Source organism: Nonomuraea sp. NPDC049695, assembly GCF_040674955.1.
Taxonomy (GTDB): Bacteria; Actinomycetota; Actinomycetes; order Streptosporangiales; family Streptosporangiaceae; genus Nonomuraea; species Nonomuraea helvata.
This window is the reverse complement of record NZ_JBFANV010000214.1, coordinates 1-2,127: the sequence shown is the minus strand read 5'-3', so window position 1 is coordinate 2,127 and position 2,127 is coordinate 1. Positions and strand designations below refer to the sequence as shown.

Here is a 2,127-nt window from a genome sequence, read left to right as displayed (position 1 = left end):
CGGCCGTCCGGGTCGGAGGCAGGATGCACCGGGCGGGGGTACGGCAGTGCCGGCAGGCGAGGGCGGGCAGGTATCCGCGTCTGGGCACCTGCACCAGCACGGGCCCCCGGTCCAGGCCCTGCCTGAGGGCTCGCCAGGCGATGCTGGGGAGCCTGGCCTGGCGGGCCGCCTGGTCCTTGGCCAGCTCGGCGTCCTCGCCCGCGGGGCGTACCCGGGGGGCGAGGCTCCTGATCGTCGTGCGGGCCGCCACGATGGGCCTGGCCCAGCGGGTGGCCACGAGCTGGGTGGCCTCCGCGGTGCGCGCGTAGCCGCCGATGAGCATCGCCGCGCCCGTCCTGTGGGCGCGCAGGCCGAGGACCTCGCGGGCGTGCGGGTAGGGGGCCAGGCGTTCGGCGTGCAGGTCGTCGCCGTCGTCCCAGATGGCCACCAGGCCGAGATCGGCGACGGGTGCGAACATGGCGGCCCTGGTGCCGACGACGGCCTGTACGTGCCCTCGCAGCGCCTTCAGCCACCGCCGGTAGCGCTCGGCGGGACCCAGGTCGGCGGTGAGCGCCACGTGCCTGCCCGGGCCCAGCACCCTCTCGAGCTCGGCGTCGGCCAGCGCCACGTCCTTCCCGTCGGGCACCACGAGGACCGCGCCCTTGCCGCCGTCCAGCACCGCCCGCACCGCCTCGGCCATCGCGCCCGCCCATCCCCTGGCGCCGGGCACGGCCGACCACACGGCCCGGGGCGCGCGTCCGTGTCGCAGCGCGTCGAGGAAGGAGGGGCCGGTGGGGTAGGCGTCCCAGGCGCTCTCGCCCGTGGGCGGCTCCGCGGCCGGAAGGTCCTGCTTCGGCGGCTCTTCCGACTCGGCCTTGGCGTGACGGGGCGGGACGGCCAGGCGGAGCACGTCGGTCAGGGTGCCCGCGTACCGGTCGGCGACCGCCCTGGCCAGCCCGGCGATCTCGGGCGTGAGCACGCGCTCCGGGGAGATCACGCGTTCGAGCGGCATGAGCTTTCCGTCGTGCTCGCTCTCGTCGGCCCGTTCCAGGAGGAACCCGTCGACCAGCTTCCCCGCGAACCGCACCCGCACGCGCACCCCCGGCTCGGCCGTCTCGTGCATGGAGGCGGGCACCAGGTAGTCGAAGGGGCGGTCGAGGTGCGGGAGCGGGCTGTCCACCACGACCCTCGCCACGGGGCGGTCAGGGGCGGGTACGGTGGCGCCTTTGGTGTCCTTCGACGACGCTGGGGGCCGCACGGCGTCGAGCGGCAGAAGGGCGTCGTCGGAGTCAGTCACGCCTAACGTCTACCAGACCTCACCACCCGGAACCTCCGCCACGCACACGTCCGGACCCGCGCTCCGATGCCACGCGAGGTCCTGGGAGGGCCGTACGCGCACCGAAGTGAGCCACGCCTCCACCGAGCCGAACGACCCGGCCGGCGCACGGCGGGCAGGGTGAGTTGATCATCGCCGCCAACCACACCACTTCATGGCGCGGCAGAGCCGCGTCGGGCTGCGGCAGCACCCCGACGTCCTGGCGCGTTCGGCGCGTCCCGACGTCAGGATGCGGTCAGTACGCCCTGACGACGGGACACGGCCGGTCGGCGTCGATGTCGGGCCAGGCGGCCATCTCAGAGGCGGCGACCTCAGGTGACGACAGCCCGCGGCGACATCAGCTCACGATGACCTCGGCCAGTGGTGGCGGCCTGCGGTCATGTGGTCAGCCCGCGGCGGATCAGATCAGAGGCCGACGGCGGTGCGCAGGGCCTCGGCGCGGTCCGTGGACTCCCAGGAGAAGCCCTCGCGGCCGAAGTGCCCGTAAGCGGCGGTCTCCGAGTAGATCGGGCGCAGCAGGTCAAGGTCGCGGATGATCGCCGCCGGGCGCAGGTCGAACACCTGGAGGACGGCGTCCTGGATCTTCTCCACCGGAAGCTTCTCGGTGCCGAAGCACTCCACGAACAGGCCCACCGGCTGCGCCTTGCCGATCGCGTACGCCACCTGCACCTCGCACCGGTCGGCGAGGCCGGCGGCGACGACGTTCTTGGCGACCCAGCGCATGGCGTAGGCGGCCGAGCGGGTGGCTGGGCTGGCAGGAGACCTTCGGCCAGTACGTCGACCCGACCCAGCAGGACCTGGCCAGGCACCCG

General features: G+C 74.1%; 2 pseudogenes. Both read right to left on the bottom strand.

The features are described 5' to 3' along the window. A pseudogene (locus AB0J64_RS57085) lies at positions 1 to 1,276 on the bottom strand (primosomal protein N'); the annotation flags it as partial. Positions 1,277 to 1,720: 444 nt separating this feature from the next. Further along, a pseudogene (locus AB0J64_RS57080) lies at positions 1,721 to 2,056 on the bottom strand (methionine adenosyltransferase domain-containing protein); the annotation flags it as partial. Positions 2,057 to 2,127 lie beyond the last annotated feature (71 nt).